Origin of the sequence: Streptomyces sp. NPDC056144, from assembly GCF_042264145.1 — a bacterium.
Classification (GTDB): Bacteria; Actinomycetota; Actinomycetes; order Streptomycetales; family Streptomycetaceae; genus Streptomyces.
Genome location: NZ_JBHJVF010000018.1, coordinates 24,508 through 38,663, shown reverse-complemented (window position 1 = coordinate 38,663; position 14,156 = coordinate 24,508). Strand labels below are relative to the sequence as shown.

Annotated in this window: 18 protein-coding genes; 10 read left to right on the top strand and 8 right to left on the bottom strand. The window is 72.2% G+C overall.

From position 1 onward, the window contains the following. Positions 1–146: 146 nt before the first annotated feature. Positions 147–851, bottom strand: a complete 705-nt coding sequence (locus ACFC0Z_RS33605; protein ID WP_376446200.1) for a histidine phosphatase family protein — start codon at positions 849–851, stop codon at positions 147–149. Next, a complete protein-coding gene (hemL, locus tag ACFC0Z_RS33600; RefSeq protein WP_376446197.1) occupies positions 848–2,155 on the bottom strand; it encodes a glutamate-1-semialdehyde 2,1-aminomutase in 1,308 nt (435 codons plus the stop codon). Before hemL ends, ACFC0Z_RS33605 begins: the two co-directional genes overlap by 4 nt. A gap of 257 nt (positions 2,156–2,412) precedes the next feature. On the opposite strand from hemL, the gene ACFC0Z_RS33595 reads away from it, so the two are divergent. Beyond that, entirely contained in the window at positions 2,413–3,021 is a 609-nt protein-coding gene (locus tag ACFC0Z_RS33595; protein WP_376446194.1) for a hypothetical protein, read from the top strand. A gap of 185 nt (positions 3,022–3,206) precedes the next feature. Then, entirely contained in the window at positions 3,207–3,602 is a 396-nt protein-coding gene (locus ACFC0Z_RS33590; RefSeq protein WP_376446322.1) for a MerR family transcriptional regulator, read from the top strand. 1 nt (position 3,603) lies between these two features. On the opposite strand, the gene ACFC0Z_RS33585 is transcribed toward ACFC0Z_RS33590, so the two are convergent. Continuing rightward, the gene (locus ACFC0Z_RS33585; RefSeq protein WP_376446191.1) at positions 3,604–4,446 is read right to left on the bottom strand and encodes an ABC transporter substrate-binding protein; all 843 of its coding nucleotides are present in this window, start codon (positions 4,444–4,446) and stop codon (positions 3,604–3,606) included. 262 nt (positions 4,447–4,708) lie between these two features. Here ACFC0Z_RS33585 and ACFC0Z_RS33580 point away from each other — a divergent pair, with 262 nt between their 5' ends. After that, a complete protein-coding gene (locus ACFC0Z_RS33580) occupies positions 4,709–4,960 on the top strand; it encodes a hypothetical protein (protein WP_376446188.1) in 252 nt (83 codons plus the stop codon). 43 nt (positions 4,961–5,003) lie between these two features. Here the strand turns inward: ACFC0Z_RS33580 and ACFC0Z_RS33575 are convergent, their stop codons facing one another. Next, positions 5,004–5,588 carry a TIGR03086 family metal-binding protein gene (locus tag ACFC0Z_RS33575; RefSeq protein WP_376446186.1) on the bottom strand — a complete coding sequence of 195 codons (585 nt, stop codon included), beginning with the start codon at positions 5,586–5,588 and terminating at the stop codon, positions 5,004–5,006. Positions 5,589–5,653: 65 nt separating this feature from the next. On the opposite strand from ACFC0Z_RS33575, the gene ACFC0Z_RS33570 reads away from it, so the two are divergent. Both ACFC0Z_RS33570 and ACFC0Z_RS33565 read left to right on the top strand, forming a co-directional pair. Then, a complete protein-coding gene (locus ACFC0Z_RS33570) occupies positions 5,654–6,553 on the top strand; it encodes a DUF6597 domain-containing transcriptional factor (RefSeq protein WP_376446184.1) in 900 nt (299 codons plus the stop codon). 14 nt (positions 6,554–6,567) lie between these two features. Beyond that, positions 6,568–7,143, top strand: a complete 576-nt coding sequence (locus ACFC0Z_RS33565; protein ID WP_376446181.1) for a GNAT family N-acetyltransferase — start codon at positions 6,568–6,570, stop codon at positions 7,141–7,143. Here ACFC0Z_RS33565 and ACFC0Z_RS33560 read toward each other — a convergent pair. Then, a complete protein-coding gene (locus ACFC0Z_RS33560; protein ID WP_376446178.1) occupies positions 7,140–7,586 on the bottom strand; it encodes a GNAT family N-acetyltransferase in 447 nt (148 codons plus the stop codon). The two genes, ACFC0Z_RS33565 and ACFC0Z_RS33560, sit on opposite strands and share 4 nt — an antisense overlap. Positions 7,587–7,709: 123 nt before the next feature. Here ACFC0Z_RS33560 and ACFC0Z_RS33555 point away from each other — a divergent pair, with 123 nt between their 5' ends. Next, positions 7,710–8,579, top strand: a complete 870-nt coding sequence (locus ACFC0Z_RS33555; protein ID WP_376446176.1) for an NAD(P)H-binding protein — start codon at positions 7,710–7,712, stop codon at positions 8,577–8,579. Positions 8,580–8,653: 74 nt separating this feature from the next. Next, positions 8,654–9,394, top strand: coding sequence for a Mut7-C RNAse domain-containing protein (locus ACFC0Z_RS33550; protein WP_376446173.1), 741 nt, complete (start codon positions 8,654–8,656; stop codon positions 9,392–9,394). Positions 9,395–9,438: 44 nt separating this feature from the next. Here ACFC0Z_RS33550 and ACFC0Z_RS33545 read toward each other — a convergent pair whose 3' ends face one another. Both ACFC0Z_RS33545 and ACFC0Z_RS33540 read right to left on the bottom strand, forming a co-directional pair. Further along, a complete protein-coding gene (locus tag ACFC0Z_RS33545; protein ID WP_360811382.1) occupies positions 9,439–9,924 on the bottom strand; it encodes a MarR family winged helix-turn-helix transcriptional regulator in 486 nt (161 codons plus the stop codon). 23 nt (positions 9,925–9,947) lie between these two features. Next, the gene (locus tag ACFC0Z_RS33540) at positions 9,948–10,361 is read right to left on the bottom strand and encodes a hypothetical protein (protein WP_376446169.1); all 414 of its coding nucleotides are present in this window, start codon (positions 10,359–10,361) and stop codon (positions 9,948–9,950) included. A 164-nt stretch (positions 10,362–10,525) separates the two neighbouring features. On the opposite strand from ACFC0Z_RS33540, the gene ACFC0Z_RS33535 reads away from it, so the two are divergent. Together ACFC0Z_RS33535 and ACFC0Z_RS33530 are read left to right on the top strand one after the other, a co-directional pair. Then, positions 10,526–10,861, top strand: coding sequence for a YnfA family protein (locus tag ACFC0Z_RS33535; protein WP_376446166.1), 336 nt, complete (start codon positions 10,526–10,528; stop codon positions 10,859–10,861). A gap of 68 nt (positions 10,862–10,929) precedes the next feature. Further along, positions 10,930–11,694: an SDR family NAD(P)-dependent oxidoreductase gene (locus ACFC0Z_RS33530; protein ID WP_376446164.1), complete on the top strand. Its 765-nt coding sequence runs from the start codon at positions 10,930–10,932 to the stop codon at positions 11,692–11,694. A 115-nt stretch (positions 11,695–11,809) separates the two neighbouring features. On the opposite strand, the gene ACFC0Z_RS33525 is transcribed toward ACFC0Z_RS33530, so the two are convergent. Beyond that, positions 11,810–13,003 carry an RtcB family protein gene (locus ACFC0Z_RS33525; RefSeq protein WP_376446161.1) on the bottom strand — a complete coding sequence of 398 codons (1,194 nt, stop codon included), beginning with the start codon at positions 13,001–13,003 and terminating at the stop codon, positions 11,810–11,812. A gap of 175 nt (positions 13,004–13,178) precedes the next feature. Here ACFC0Z_RS33525 and ACFC0Z_RS33520 point away from each other — a divergent pair, with 175 nt between their 5' ends. After that, positions 13,179–14,138, top strand: coding sequence for a DUF3558 domain-containing protein (locus ACFC0Z_RS33520; protein ID WP_376446158.1), 960 nt, complete (start codon positions 13,179–13,181; stop codon positions 14,136–14,138). The last annotated feature ends 18 nt before the right edge of the window (positions 14,139–14,156 follow it).

Sequence of the window (14,156 nt, the reverse complement as noted above, 5' to 3'; positions counted from 1 at the left end):
TGCAGGGCGGAACACGGAGGTTCCGGGAATTAGCACAAAAATTTCAGGGCGGCCGGTTGGTGTCGCTTGGCATGGACACCTCTTGACCGCCCTGACAATAGCGCTTCGCCGGGCGTGCGCCGCTCGTTCGGCTCGGCTCTGCTCGGCTACGCGCCGAACGCCTTCGACTTCCCCTTCACCGGCTTCGCGCCGGCGAGCAGGTGCGCGGGGACGAGATCCCGGGCCGGCTCGCTGTACCCGACCGAGACGATCTTGTCGCCGCGGTACGTGAACGAGGTCAGCGAGGCGAGGGTGCACTGCCGCCGCCGCGGGTCGTGCCACAGACGCCGCTTCTCCACGAAGCTGCGGACGATCCAGATCGGCAGCTGGTGGCTGACGGCGACGGCCTCGTGCCCGCGGGCCGCGTCCTTCGCCGCGTCCAGCGCGCCCATCATCCGGACGACCTGCTCGACGTACGGCTCGCCCCACGAGGGCTGGAACGGGTTGGTGAGGTGCTTCCAGTTGCCCGGCTTGCGCAGGGCCCCGTCACCGACACCGAAGGTCTTGCCCTCGAAGACGTTCGCCGCCTCGATCAGCCGCTCGTCGATGGCCAGGTCGAGACCGTGCGACTTGGCGACGGGCGTGGCCGTCTCCTGCGCCCGCTCCAGAGGAGAGGAGACGACGTGCGTGATGTCCCGGCCGGCCAGGTGCTCGGCGACCCGGTCCGCCATCTGACGGCCCAGGTCGGACAGGTGGTAGCCGGCGCGGCGCCCGTACAGGACACCGTCGGGGTTGTGGACCTCGCCGTGCCGCATGAGGTGGACGACGGTGATGTCCTCGTCGCTCTTCGGGGGGTTCACGGCCTCGCTCATGCGGTCGCCTCCGCGGCGGCGCGCGCGGCGGCCGGCAGGGCGGCGGCGATCCGCTCGATCGCCCGCTCGTCGTGCGAGGCCGAGACGAACCAGGACTCGAAGGCGGACGGCGGCAGGTAGACGCCGTCGGCGAGCATCGAGTGGAAGAAGGCGTTGAAGCGGAACGCCTCCTGCGCCTTCGCCTCGTCGTAGTTCCGCACCTCGTCGGCGGTGAAGAAGACCGAGAACATGTTGGAGGCGGTCTGCAGCCGGTGCGCGACACCCTCCTTCGCCAGGGCGTCGGTGACGAGGCCCTGGATCTCCCGGGAGACCGCGTTGACCTTCTCGTACGCGGCGTCGTCGAGCAGCCGCAGCTGCGCGAGACCGGCGGCGGTCGCGATCGGGTTACCGGAGAGCGTGCCGGCCTGGTAGACCGGGCCGGCCGGGGCGAGGTGGCCCATGACGTCGGCGCGGCCGCCGAACGCGGCGGCCGGGAAGCCGCCGCCCATGACCTTGCCGAAGGTCAGCAGGTCGGCCTTGACGCCGTCGACGCCGTACCAGCCGGCCTTCGACGTACGGAAGCCGGTCATGACCTCGTCGGAGATGTACAGCGCGCCGGCCTCCCGGCACAGGTCCGCGAGGCCCTGGTTGAAGCCCGGCAGCGGCGGGACGACGCCCATGTTGCCCGGGGAGGCCTCGGTGATGACGCAGGCGATCTCGCCCGGGTGCGCGGCGAACGCGGCCCGCACGGCCTCCAGGTCGTTGTAGGGGAGCACGATCGTGTCCCCGGCCTGGGCGCCGGTCACGCCGGGGGTGTCCGGCAGACCGAGGGTCGCGACACCGGAACCGGCCGCGGCGAGCAGCGCGTCCACATGACCGTGGTAGCAGCCGGCGAACTTCACGACCTTGGCGCGACCGGTGAACCCGCGGGCGAGCCGGATCGCGGACATCGTGGCCTCGGTGCCCGAGGAGACGAGCCGGACCTGCTCGACGGGCTCGACGCGCGCGACGATCTCCTCCGCCAGCGCGACCTCGCCCTCGCCCGGCGTGCCGAAGGACGTGCCGCGGGCCACGGCCTCCTGCACGGCGGCGGTGACCTCGGGGTGTGCGTGGCCGAGAATCATCGGTCCCCACGAGCAGACCAGGTCGACGTACTCACGACCGTCGGCGTCGGTGAGGTACGGACCGGTACCGGAGACCATGAACCGGGGCGTACCGCCCACGGCTCGGAAGGCACGCACCGGCGAGTTCACGCCGCCGGGCGTCACGAGGGACGCGCGGTCGAAAAGCGTCTGTGAGACTGGGGCTTCGTATGAATACGGCACTGTGATCCTGACCTGCGAATACGGCTGCGAGTACGGACGAGACGGTGAGGACACCCCCTGATTACGCCGGGGCGGTTGTCCGTCGCGTCTGCGAAACTGGGGCGTCATAGGGATGGCTCACGGAATCCATGGTGTCAGAGGCCACGACGTTCTTGCGGACAGGTGTTTCACCGTACGAGTGCGGGGGAGGTCACTGACACGATGATCGGGTTGCGCGGCGGGGTCGTGTTGCCGAGAAAAAGCAGTCGGGTGGAGATATGCATCGCGGTGGCGGACCGGGCGAGGGGACGGGCGACCTGGGTCCGGAGTCTGCCCGGCGGGGCAGGCACCGGCGCCGGCGGTCCGAAGACCCGGCCTCCGGGAACCCGACCGTTCCGGGAGCGTCGGGCCCCGCGGACGAGTCGGCCGGCGGAAGCGGGAGCGGCCGCTTGGGGGTGACGTACAAGTACTTCGGCGCGCCCGACGGCGCCACGGCCGCGCGCGTCCCGATCTCGATGCGCCCGGAGGAGCTCGGCGGGGACGAGCTCGGCATGGGCGGCATGTTCACCAAGATCAAGCCCGAGACCATAGCGGCGATGGTCCTCACGGGCATCCAGGGCATGCCCCTGCACAGGGTGCCCCCGCTGGAACTGGTCGTGCTCCACCCCGACTACGCCGTCGTGAAGCTCCCGATGACCGTCGTCGACCCGCTGCGCGGGATCGGCGAGGAGTCGGTGGGCGCCGCCGCCTTCATCTGGTCCACGGTCCCGGACCGCGGCGGCCCGCGCGACGCCTTCGACGTCTACCAGCTGCTCCACGAGTGGCAGGACTTCTCCGTCCGCCTGCACGAGGCGGGACATCAGCCGTACTGCCTGGTGTGGCCGTAAGAGGTGTCTTGGGGGGCCACTCGGGCCCGTCGCCGGGCGTTTCGCGACACTCCCGGCATTCATAAGTGCTGAAGTTAGGACGAATCGGACGAGTCAGATGTAATGCGCAGGGTGGAACGTCCGTCATCGGACGCTCGGGAGAGGACGTGACGCGTGTGAGCGGAGTACGGACGACCGGCGGGCCCATGCAGCTCCGGGAGGTCGCCGCACGGACGGAACTGTCCCTGCGCACCATCCGCCAGTACGAGGACATCGGCCTGGTGGTGCCCTCGGCGGCCTCGCCGGGCGGCTTCCCCCTCTACACGGACGCCGACGTGTCCCGCCTGATGGTGATCCGCCGCATGCAGCCGCTCGGCTTCACGCTCGACGAGACCCGCGACCTGCTCACGGCCGTGGACCTGCTGACCGCCGACCGCCCGGGCACGGAGACCGAACTGACCCCGGAGGACCGCGCGGCGCTCGTCGACCGCGTCCGCCGCTACGAGCAGGCGGCGGCGGAACGCGTCGACGAGCTGCGCACCCAGCTGGCCCGCGCGGAGGAGTTCGCGACCTCGCTCCGCACCCGCCTGACGCCCGCTTAGCTCAGGAGTCCAGGGACTCCGTCAGGTCGCGGAAGAAGCGCGCGTAGGCGTCCGGACTCGGCGGCGTCTCGGGGTTCCAGGGCACGAGCCGGACGGCGCCCGGTATCCCGTACGAGCTCGGCGGAGCCGCGTGCGCCCGGTTGTCGAAGAGCACCACGTCCGGCCGGAGCTCACCGGCACGCTCCCAGTCCGTGGTCAGCCAGTTGACGCCGGCGCCGGGCCCCGGATCGAGAAGCCGGACACCGAGCGCGGCGAGCCGCCCCAGCTCCGGCCAGGCCCCGGGCCGGGCGAGATGGACCTGCTCGGGCCCGCCGCCGGAGAGCGCGAGGACGGAGAGCCGGCTCCGCCCGGCCGCCTCCCGAAGGGCGTCCTCCGCCTCCGGGAGACCGCCCCGGGGCCCGGCGGGCGACGGGTCTCCCCCGAGGGAGCGGGCCAGCGCGCCGAAGCGCCCGAGGATCCCGGGAAGGCCGAGCTCGTTGCCGACGGAGAGCACGACGAGCGGTATCCCCAGCCGCTCGACGACCGCCTCGTCGAGGGCGTACGGACTCTTGCCGTCGTAGGTGACGTCGACCACCAGCTCGGGCCGCGGCCCCCCGAGCACCCCCTCGTCGAGCCCGCGCCCTCCGCCGAGATACGCCACACCGGCCTCACCGAGGCGACCGGCCTTGGCGGGATCGAGGACGGCCCCGTCGTGCCCCGACCCGTAGACGGCGACCGGCGGCACCCCCGCATCGAGCAGCGCGGCCCCGGCCCGTACGTACGCCACGATCCGCTCCGGCACTCGGGCCGCGCCCGACTCCACACCCCTGTCGTCCGTGAAAGCCCACGGCTGCGCTCCGGACATGCGGGCACTCCCTCCCCGACGCGTTCTGTCTCCTCCCGCCACAGTGGAGCGACGGCGAAGCCCGCACAAGAGGGCCCCCGGGAACCTGTGGACAACCCCTTTTCGGGACTTTGGTCCCGAACCCCCCTGCCGAAAGACCCCCAGGGTGGTGTTAACTGACCGGGTCGGGAGGAAGCAGCAGGAATCACCACCGCCTGCCGTACCCGCGCGCCTCTGCCAGGGCGCTCGCGTACGGAGGGCTTCTCACGTCCTGGAGTGCGCCATGTCCTTCCCCGGCCAGTTCTCTGACCCCCGCGTGATCACGCTCTTCGCCCTGCTCGCCGCGTCGACGGTGATCTGGCTGACGATGAGCCTGCGCAGCCGTGCCCGCGACCGCCGGGAGCGTGCGGCGGCGACGCCCCTGGAGCGCGTCTGGCACCCGCAGGAGTCGGTGACCCTGACCGAGGAGGAAGAGGCCGCCTTCGGCCGGCTCGTCTCCCGTCTCTCCCTGACCGCCCCGGGCCGTCTGCGCTGAGACACCGCCGTCGGCGGGGGCCGGCCCCCGCCGACGGCGCGGGTCAGGCCGCCCAGGCGTGCGGGTCGCGGCCGGTGGTCGCGAGCAGGCGCTCGAAGACGGAGGCGCTCCCGGGCAGCTCGACGGCGTCGCCGAAGACGCTCATCTCCCGGGCCATGGGCGCCATCTTCTCCACTTCCCCGACGAGCCCGTCCACCACGGCCGGGTCGGGTTCGAAGGCCTGCCCCGTGGCGCGGGCCAGGTCCCAGGCGTGGACGGTCAGGTCGAGCAGCACCATGGAGCCGACGGTCCGCGCGGGCAGCCCCATCGCGCCGGAGGTGCCCTCGTCGGCGCCCGGCTCCGCCCAGGCCGCGACCAGCTTCCCGGCCTCCGCCGCGAAACGGTCCCGCCAGTCGGCCTCGGCAACCCGGTCGGGGATCTCGGAGAAGTCGGCCGGCTGCTTGGCGGCGAGGGCCTGGAAGTTCACGACGACCGCGAAGAGGTGGTTGAGCAGCGCCCGCACGTCGTACTCGGAGCAGGGCGTGGGCGCGTCGAGCGAGGCGTCGTCGATGCCGCCGACCAGGGGCGCGGCCTGCGCGGCGGCGGTGTGCAGCAGATCGGCGATGCGGGGAAGGTCCTGGTTCGTCATGGAATCGACGCTAGGCGATCATGGCGGCAGCCGTCTTGAAGAAACACGTCAGGAGTACGCGCGCCATGGCCACCCCGACTCCGCGCAGGGACACCGGGACGCCGTGCACGGACACCGGGACTCCGCGCACGGACACCCGGGGCATCGTCGACCCCGCCGAACTGCTCGCCCGGGTCCGCTTCCGCCGCCACACGCCCGCGCCCGAGCTGCGGCCCTTCCTTGAGCACTACTGGCTGATCGACTGGGCGCTGCCGGAGCCGTACGCGACCCAGGTCGTCCCGCACCCGTCGGTGAACGTGGTCTTCCAGCGCTACGGCAGGCTCGGCGGCCCGCCGGAGGAGGCCGCGGCGTCCGCCGAGGTCTCGGGGATCGGCCTCGGCCTCTTCACGCAGCGGCTGTCCGGCACGGGCCGGGTCTGCGGGATCCAGTTCCGGCCGGGCGGTTTCCGTCCGTTCGCGCCCGCGTGGCCGGTGTCGGCGTGGACGAGCCGCCGGGTGCCGCTCGGCGAGGTGTTCCCGGAGGTTCCGGAGGGCGCGGTCGCGAGCGTCCTGTCCCCGGACGAGGACCGGGAGCGCGTGGCGGCGCTCGACGCCTTCCTCCTGGCTCTCGGCCCGGCGCCCGATCCGGTGGCCGCGCAGGCGATGGAGCTGGTGGACCTGGCCCGCGCGGACCGCGCGATCCGCAGGGCCTCGCAGCTGGCCGCCGCGTCGGGCCTGTCGGCCCGCTCGCTGCAGCGGCTGTTCGCCTCCCACGTCGGGGTGGGCCCGAAGTGGGTGATCCTGCGCTACCGCATCCACGAGGCCCTGGAGCGCGCCGAGTCGGCGGGGACGGTGGAGGCCGCCGTGGACTGGCCGGCGCTCGCGGCCGAGCTGGGCTACAGCGACCAGGCGCATCTCGTACGGGACTTCACGGCGACGATCGGGGTGCCCCCGACGGCGTACGCCCGGGGCCTGTCAGTGCCCTGACCTACCGTTCGATCATGACGAACACGAACGGGAACGCGAACACGGACACGGACACCGATGCCGATGCCGGGGGCGTGCGCCTGGAGCCCTGGTCCGAGGAGGACGCGGGCTTGCTGCGCGCCCTGAACGCGCCGGAGCTGATGGAGCACCTCGGCGGCCCGGAGACCGAGGAGCAGCTGGAGCGGCGCCATCAGCGGTACGTGAAGCTGAGCGCGGACCGCACGGGAGCGGGGCGGATGTTCCGGATCGTGCTGCTGCCGGAGGAGACGGTGGCGGGCAGCATCGGCTTCTGGGCCCGCGAGCACGAGGGACGGCAGGTGTACGAGACGGGCTGGACGGTCCTTCCGGGCTTCCAGGGCCGCGGGGTGGCGACCTCCGCCACGCGCGCGGTGGCGGCGGAGGCCCGGGCCGCGGGCCTGCACCGCCATCTGCACGCGTTCCCGTCCGCGGAGAACACCGCGTCGAACGCGGTGTGCCGCAAGGCCGGTTTCGAGCTGCTCGGCGAGCTGTCCTTCGAGTACCCGCCGGGGCACATGATGACCTGCCGGGACTGGCGGCTCGACCTGGCCCAGGGGGCGTACAGGCCCTAGCCGGCGTCCGGCGCGGTGAGCGGCCGGGTGAAGTGGAAGGCCGCGATGTCGAAGCGCTCGCGCAGATAGAAGCGGTGCGCTCCGGTGCGATGGGTGCCGGAGTCGAGGTTGAGCTCATGGCAGCCGGCCTCGCGCGCGTGGCCCTCCAGGTGCTCGACGAGCGCGTGGCCGACGCCGGTGGAGCGCTCGGCGGACGCGGTCACGAGGTCGTCGACATAGAGCTTGCGCAGGGAGCTCGTGTTGATGACGATCCGCCACCCGGCCGCGCCGACGCAGCGGCCCCCGTCGGCGTAGGCGGCGCTGAACCGCAGGCCCTGGGGGTGTCCGGCCTCGTAGACCTCGCGGAAGAGCGCGGGGGTGAGGTGCGGGCGGAGTTCGAGCAGGACCGGCAGCAGGTCGCTCTCCAGCCTGGGGTCGCCGGGCTCAAGGTCGATGATCTTCATGCCGGGACGGTACCCCAGGTTTTTTCAGGGTTGACGGAGACGGCGGCCTCGCGGATATTTATCTGCGTAACGCAGACTCTTCTTCATGCAAGTGATCCGACACGAGAGACCAAGGATTCCGCCATGACCTCCCAGACCCCCGCGAACGTCCTCGTCACCGGCGGCCGCGGCCGCGTCGCCACCGCCCTCCTCGACCTCCTCGCGGCCGCGGGCATCAAGGCCACAGCCGGCTCCAAGAACCCCGCCGACCTCTCACCACCCGCCGGAACCGACACCGTCCACTGCGACCTCGCCGACCCGGCCACCTTCGACACGGCCCTCGCCGGCGTCGACTCCGTCTTCCTCTACGCCGAGGCGACCCACGCCCGCGCCTTCGCCGAACGGGCCCGCGCCGCCGGCGTCGAGCACATCGCGCTCCTCTCCTCCAGCTCCGTGCTCGCCCCGGACGCCGAGGAGAACGCCATCGCCACCTCCCACCTCGCCGCCGAACGCGCCCTCGCCGCCGTCGCGGACACCGGAGCCTTCGAGGCCACCCACCTCCAGCCGGGCGCCTTCGCCGCCAACGCCCTCCAGTGGGCCCGAGCCCTCCGGGCCGGACACGCGCCCGCCCTCCCCTACCCCCACTCCCACGGCGACCCCCTCCACGAGCGCGACATCGCGGAGGCGGCCTTCGCCGTCCTCACCCAGCCCCGCCTGCGCGGCTCCTCCTACCTGCTCACAGGCCCCGAATCGCTGGACTTCACCGAACAGCTCGCGATCGTGGAGCGGGTGACGGGCCGCCCCGCGCCCCACACCGTCATCACCCCGGAGGAGTGGAAGGCCTCGGTCACCGGCCACCTGCCGGCCCCATTCGCCGACGCCCTGCTCTCCTACTGGGCGTCCACCGACGGCCGCCCGGTCCCCCTGACCGACACGGTCGAGCACCTGACGGGCCGGCCGCCCCGCACGTTCGCCGAGTGGACGACGGACCACGCGAGAGCCTTCCGCCCCTGACCGGGCGCCCGGAGCCGCCTCGGGCACCCCGGAATTCCCTGGCCCCTCCCCCACCCCGGTGCCATCCTGTCCCCGTGAACGGACCGGAGATCCACATCAGCTTCGCCCCCGGCCTGCACCTCTTCGTCTCGGCGGAGCGGCGCAAGGGACGCACCCCCGTGACGACCGACGGCTCCTCCTCGCTCGGCCACGTCGTGGAATCGCTCGGCGTCCCCCTCACCGAGGCCGGACGCCTGCTCGTCGACGGCGAGCCGGTGGCCGCCTCGCACGTCCCGGCCGTGGGAGAGACGGTCGAGGTGGAGGGGGTCGCGCGCCCGCAGACGGTCCCCGGCGCACCGCTCCGGTTCCTGCTCGACGTCCACCTCGGCACGCTCGCACGGCGCCTGCGCCTGCTCGGCGTGGACGCGGCGTACGAGAGCGAGGACATCGGCGACCCGGCGCTCGCCGCGCTCTCCGCGCGGGAGCGGCGTATGATGCTCTCGCGCGACCGCGGGCTGCTGCGCCGCAGAGAGCTCTGGGCGGGCGCGTACGTCTACAGCGACCGCCCCGAGGAGCAGCTCCGCGACGTCCTGGAGCGCTTCGCACCCCCGCTGGCGCCCTGGACCCGCTGCACGGCGTGCAACGGACAGCTCTCGACCGCCGACAAGGACGCCGTGCGCGAGCGCCTGGAGCAGGGCACGGAGAAGACGTACGACGTGTTCGCGGAGTGCGAGGAGTGCGGCCGGGTCTACTGGCGCGGCGCCCACCACGCCCGCCTGGAGGCCATCGTCGCGGACGCGCTCACGGAGTTCGGCGGCGCGACGACGGCCGGCTAGAAGGACCGGCCAGCAGAAGCCGCCCTCGTCACCCGAGCTCGCCGCTATCCGAGCTCGCCACTCCGCAACCGCTCGACCTGCGCGGCACTGACCTCGACGGTCCGCCGCATGTGGGCGATGAGGAGCGCGACCTCGGCGTCGCTGTAGACGTCGAACATGGTGCCCCAGGTGCCGTTGAGCTTCCGCCACAGCGCGGCGAGCTCGGCCATCCGTCCGGGCACGAGCGCCACCAGGACCCGCCGCCGGTCCTCCGTGTCCCGCTCGCGCGTCACGTACCCGGCCTTCTCCAGCCGGTCCACGAGCCGCGTGGCGGAGCCCGTGGTGAGCCCGGTTAGCTCGGCCACCCGCCCGGTGGTCACCGGCCCGTCCTCCAGGCTGAGCAGGTTCAGGCACTGCACGTCGGTCGGGTGGAGCCGCAGATGGTCGGCGACGGCCTGGTTGAACAGGGCGTAGGAGGCCATGTAGCGCCGGGCCTCGCCGTACAGCTCGGTCATGAGCGCCTCACGCCGGGCGGAACTCTTCTGCGTCATGCAGGGATTGTACGAACCGGCCGTCAGAACACGTAGGGATCGCCGGTGGCGAGCACCAGCACACGATGGCGGTCGTTCCTGGGGTTCAGGTCGATCCTGCCGTCCCGCCAGGCCGTGCTGACCTCCACCGTGATCTCGTCCGGAAGACCGGCGGTCCGCAGGTCGAGTGCGAGCTCACCGGCGGCCCCGGCGGCCCGCAGCGCACCGGTCCGGCAGGACACCACCCGGTCGCTGCTCCACAGGCAGTCCGGGGGCAGCGCCTGCTCACCCGCCATCGGCACGGAGAAGGCGAGCCGGACGGTCGCCTGTCCGAGATCGGAGGGACCGTGGTTCTCGCTCACCACCCACACCCCGACCCGCCCGTCCCAGAGGGAGACGTGCCCGTGATGGGCGAGGTCCGCCTCGGGCAGACCCCGGTCACCGACCCCGGGCCCCACGGCCCCGGCGCCCACCGCGGCACCGACAGCCAGCGCCCCCGCGCACGCAACCCCCAGCACAGATGTGACGACTCTTCGCATAAGCACAAAATACCCACCATCACCCCCAATTCCTGACACCCAGTCAGAGACGCGTGTCCGTCCCCCCGTGCAAGGCTCTCCCCATGCTCATCGCACGCTCCGCCGCCCTCTTCCTCCTCGCCGCCCTCTTCGAGATCGGCGGCGCCTGGCTCGTCTGGCAAGGCGTACGGGAGCACCGCGGCTGGATCTGGATCGGCGGCGGCGTCATCGCGCTCGGCGTCTACGGCTTCGTCGCCACCCTCCAGCCCGACGCCGAGTTCGGCCGCGTCCTCGCCGCCTACGGCGGCGTCTTCGTCGCCGGATCGATCGCCTGGGGGATGGCCGCCGACGGCTACCGCCCCGACCGCTGGGACATCACCGGCGCACTGGTCTGCCTCGCCGGAATGGCCCTGATCATGTACGCCCCCCGAGGCCGCTGAGGGGCGTCCCGACCTATCCTGACCGGGCGATCCACGGAATCGACCACCTGCGCGAGGAGCACGCCACCATGACCGCCGCCGGCACCCCCATCGCCGTCATCACCGGAGCGAGCAGCGGAATCGGCGCCGCCACCGCCCGGCAGCTCGCCGCCGCCGGCTACCGCGTCGTCCTCACCGCCCGCCGCAAGGACCGCATCGAGGCCCTCGCCGCCGAGATCAACGCGGCCGGCCACCAGGCCACCGCCTACGCCCTCGACGTCACCGACCGCGCCGCCGTCGACGAGTTCGCCACCGCCTTCCGCGCCCTCGCCGTCCTCGTCAACAACGCCGGCGGCGCCCTCGGCGCCGACCCCGTCGCCACCGGCGACCCGGCCGACTGGCGCCAGATGTACGAGGTCAACGTCATCGGCACCCTCAACCTCACCCAGGCCCTGCTCCCCGCCCTCACAGCGAGCGGCGACGGCACGGTCGTCGTCCTCTCCTCCACCGCGGGCCACGGCACCTACGAGGGCGGCGCGGGCTACGTCGCCGCCAAGAACGGCGCCCGCGTCCTCGCCGAGACCCTCCGCCTGGAGATCGTCGGCACCCCGGTCCGCGTCATCGAGATCGCCCCCGGCATGGTCAAGACCGACGAGTTCGCCACGACCCGCTTCCGCGGCGACACCGACAAGGCCGCCAAGGTCTACGCGGGCGTCGCCGACCCCCTGACGGCCGACGACGTGGCCGACACCATCACCTGGGCCTGCACCCGCCCCCCGCACGTCAACATCGACCTCCTGGTCGTCCGCCCCCGAGCCCAGGCCTCCAACACCAAGGTCCACCGCGAGCTCTGACCGCCCGCGCACCTCTGACGCACAGGCGAAAGGGCCCCGGTACGGCGATCCGTACCGGGGCCCTTCCCGTGCGCGACGACCGGCGACGGCCCGCGACGACCCACGACGACCCGCGTCAGCCCTTCACGCAGATGACCTGCTTCAGCTTCGCGACGACCTCCACGAGGTCCCGCTGCTGGTCGATGACCTTCTCGATCGGCTTGTACGCACCCGGGATCTCGTCCACGACGCCGGAGTCCTTGCGGCACTCCACCCCCCGCGTCTGCTCCTCCAGGTCCTTCGTCGTGAAGTGCCGTTTCGCCGCGCTCCGGCTCATCCGCCGACCCGCCCCGTGCGAGGCGGAGTTGAACGAGGCGGCGTTCCCCAGGCCCTTCACGATGTACGAACCCGTGCCCATCGAGCCCGGGATGATCCCGAACTCCCCGGAGCCGGCCCGGATCGCGCCCTTCCGCGTGACCAGCATGTCCATGCCCTCGTACCGCTCCTCCGCCACGTAGTTGTGGTGGCAGGAGATCACCGGCTCGAAGGTCACCCGCGCCTTGCGGAACTCCCGGCGGACGACCTCCTGGAAGAGCGCCATCATGATCGCGCGGTTGTACTTCGCGTACTCCTGCGCCCAGAAGAGGTCGTGCCGGTACGCCGCCATCTGCGGGGTGTCCGCGACGAACACCGCGAGATCGCGGTCGACGAGGCCCTGGTTGTGCGGCAGCTTCTGCGCCTCGCCGATGTGATGCTCGGCGAGCTCCTTGCCGATGTTCCTCGAACCCGAGTGCAGCATGAGCCACACCGAACCGGACGTATCGATACAGAATTCCACGAAATGGTTGCCCGACCCGAGCGTCCCCATCTGCTGAGCCGCCCGTTCCCGCCGGAACTTCACCGCGTCCGCGACCCCGTCGAACCGCGACCAGAAGTCGTCCCACCCCGCCGTCGGGAACTGGAACAGCCGCTTCGGGTCCACCGCCTCGCGGTGCAGGCCGCGGCCCACCGGGATGGCCTGCTCGATCTTGGAGCGCAGGCGCGACAGGTCGCCCGGGAGGTCGTTCGCCGTCAGGGACGTCTTCACCGCGGACATGCCGCAGCCGATGTCCACGCCGACCGCCGCCGGACAGACGGCTCCCTGCATCGCGATCACCGAACCGACCGTCGCGCCCTTGCCGTAGTGCACGTCCGGCATCACGGCCAGGCCCTTGATCCACGGAAGCGTCGCCGTATTCCGGAGCTGCTGCATCGCTCCGTCGTCGACCGTGGAAGGATCGGTCCACATCCGGATGGGTACCTTCGCCCCCGGCACCTCGACGTACGACATATTTCCTCGATTCCCCCGAAAAGTCTGATAACGCAAAAACCGGCGCCAAAGCCCGTACAGGTGACAACGGACCGGCATCAACAGCTGCGTGTGCGATAGACATTGTGTCCATCGGCCGGGTTCGCGCCGCAAACAGTTTTCGGGAAGAGACCTCGGGAGAAGGGAGCCTGGGACCGTGCAGCGAGAGAGGTACGCCCCCGGCCGCGCCGGATCCGCGGCACGTGCCGCCGCCGTCCTCACCAGCGCCCTCGGGCTGGGCCTCGGGCTCGCCCTCACCGGCTGCTCCGCCGGTTCCCCGGCCGACAAGGCCTCGATCGACGCCAAGGCCGGCGGCGCCACCGTCCCCCTCGCGCCCCCCGGCCGCTACACCACCCTCTTCGAGGCCTGCGGCGCCGTCCCGCAGGCCATGCTCAAGGACCTGCTCCCGGGTGCGGAGGCGCTGCCCGATCCGGAGCGCGCGAAGGCGTACCGCGGTTCACCGGCCGTCACGTACGACACGGACCGGCGGGTCGGCTGCACGTGGAAGGCGGACAGCCCGGAGCTCTCCCACCGGCTCGTGCTCGACATCGAACGGGTGGTCTCGTACGACCCCGCCGTGAGCGACGACGCCCGGGCGCAGGAGGTGTACCTCCGCAAGCAGCTCGCGGCGGGCATCCCCGTACCGCCGACGACCCCGCCGAGCCCCACGGGCGGCACCGGCTCCCCGTCCCCCACGGGCAAGACCCCGGGGACCACCTCCCCGACCACTCCCGCGGCCCCCGCCTCGACGTCCGCCTCCGCCATCACCGCCGCGGCGACGAGCCCGACGAACACGCCGGGCGGACCCGGCCCGACGGACACGGCGGACACGACAAGCCCGTCCGCCGACGCGACACCCGACCCGGACACCACCGGTCTCGAACCCCGCGTCCTCGACGGCCTCGGCGACATCGCGTACGTCGACGACCGCCTGACCACCGTCGGCGCGAACAGCCTCCAGCGGGCCGTCAGCGTGGTGTTCCGCACATCCAACGTGATCGTGACCATCGCTTACCGGGAGCAGACAGCGGGTTCCCCGGAGGGCCCCGACAGCGAAGAACTGCAGGCGAAGGCCCAGAAGCTGGCCCGCCGGCTCGCCGAGCGCCTGGAGGAGTAGCCGTCCGCTTCCGCTCCG

Excerpts from the sequence above, each read along its gene's own strand:
- ACFC0Z_RS33525 (WP_376446161.1), bottom strand. The coding sequence starts at position 13,003 with ATGTCGTACGTCGAGGTGCCGGGGGCGAAGGTACCCATCCGGATGTGG.
- ACFC0Z_RS33555 (WP_376446176.1), top strand. The coding sequence starts at position 7,710 with ATGACCTCCCAGACCCCCGCGAACGTCCTCGTCACCGGCGGCCGCGGC.
- ACFC0Z_RS33570 (WP_376446184.1), top strand. The coding sequence starts at position 5,654 with ATGGCCACCCCGACTCCGCGCAGGGACACCGGGACGCCGTGCACGGAC.
- ACFC0Z_RS33535 (WP_376446166.1), top strand. The coding sequence starts at position 10,526 with ATGCTCATCGCACGCTCCGCCGCCCTCTTCCTCCTCGCCGCCCTCTTC.
- ACFC0Z_RS33590 (WP_376446322.1), top strand. The coding sequence starts at position 3,207 with ATGCAGCTCCGGGAGGTCGCCGCACGGACGGAACTGTCCCTGCGCACC.
- ACFC0Z_RS33585 (WP_376446191.1), bottom strand. The coding sequence starts at position 4,446 with ATGTCCGGAGCGCAGCCGTGGGCTTTCACGGACGACAGGGGTGTGGAG.
- ACFC0Z_RS33560 (WP_376446178.1), bottom strand. The coding sequence starts at position 7,586 with ATGAAGATCATCGACCTTGAGCCCGGCGACCCCAGGCTGGAGAGCGAC.
- ACFC0Z_RS33605 (WP_376446200.1), bottom strand. The coding sequence starts at position 851 with ATGAGCGAGGCCGTGAACCCCCCGAAGAGCGACGAGGACATCACCGTC.
- ACFC0Z_RS33595 (WP_376446194.1), top strand. The coding sequence starts at position 2,413 with ATGCATCGCGGTGGCGGACCGGGCGAGGGGACGGGCGACCTGGGTCCG.
- ACFC0Z_RS33565 (WP_376446181.1), top strand. The coding sequence starts at position 6,568 with ATGACGAACACGAACGGGAACGCGAACACGGACACGGACACCGATGCC.
- ACFC0Z_RS33545 (WP_360811382.1), bottom strand. The coding sequence starts at position 9,924 with ATGACGCAGAAGAGTTCCGCCCGGCGTGAGGCGCTCATGACCGAGCTG.
- ACFC0Z_RS33575 (WP_376446186.1), bottom strand. The coding sequence starts at position 5,588 with ATGACGAACCAGGACCTTCCCCGCATCGCCGATCTGCTGCACACCGCC.
- ACFC0Z_RS33580 (WP_376446188.1), top strand. The coding sequence starts at position 4,709 with ATGTCCTTCCCCGGCCAGTTCTCTGACCCCCGCGTGATCACGCTCTTC.
- ACFC0Z_RS33530 (WP_376446164.1), top strand. The coding sequence starts at position 10,930 with ATGACCGCCGCCGGCACCCCCATCGCCGTCATCACCGGAGCGAGCAGC.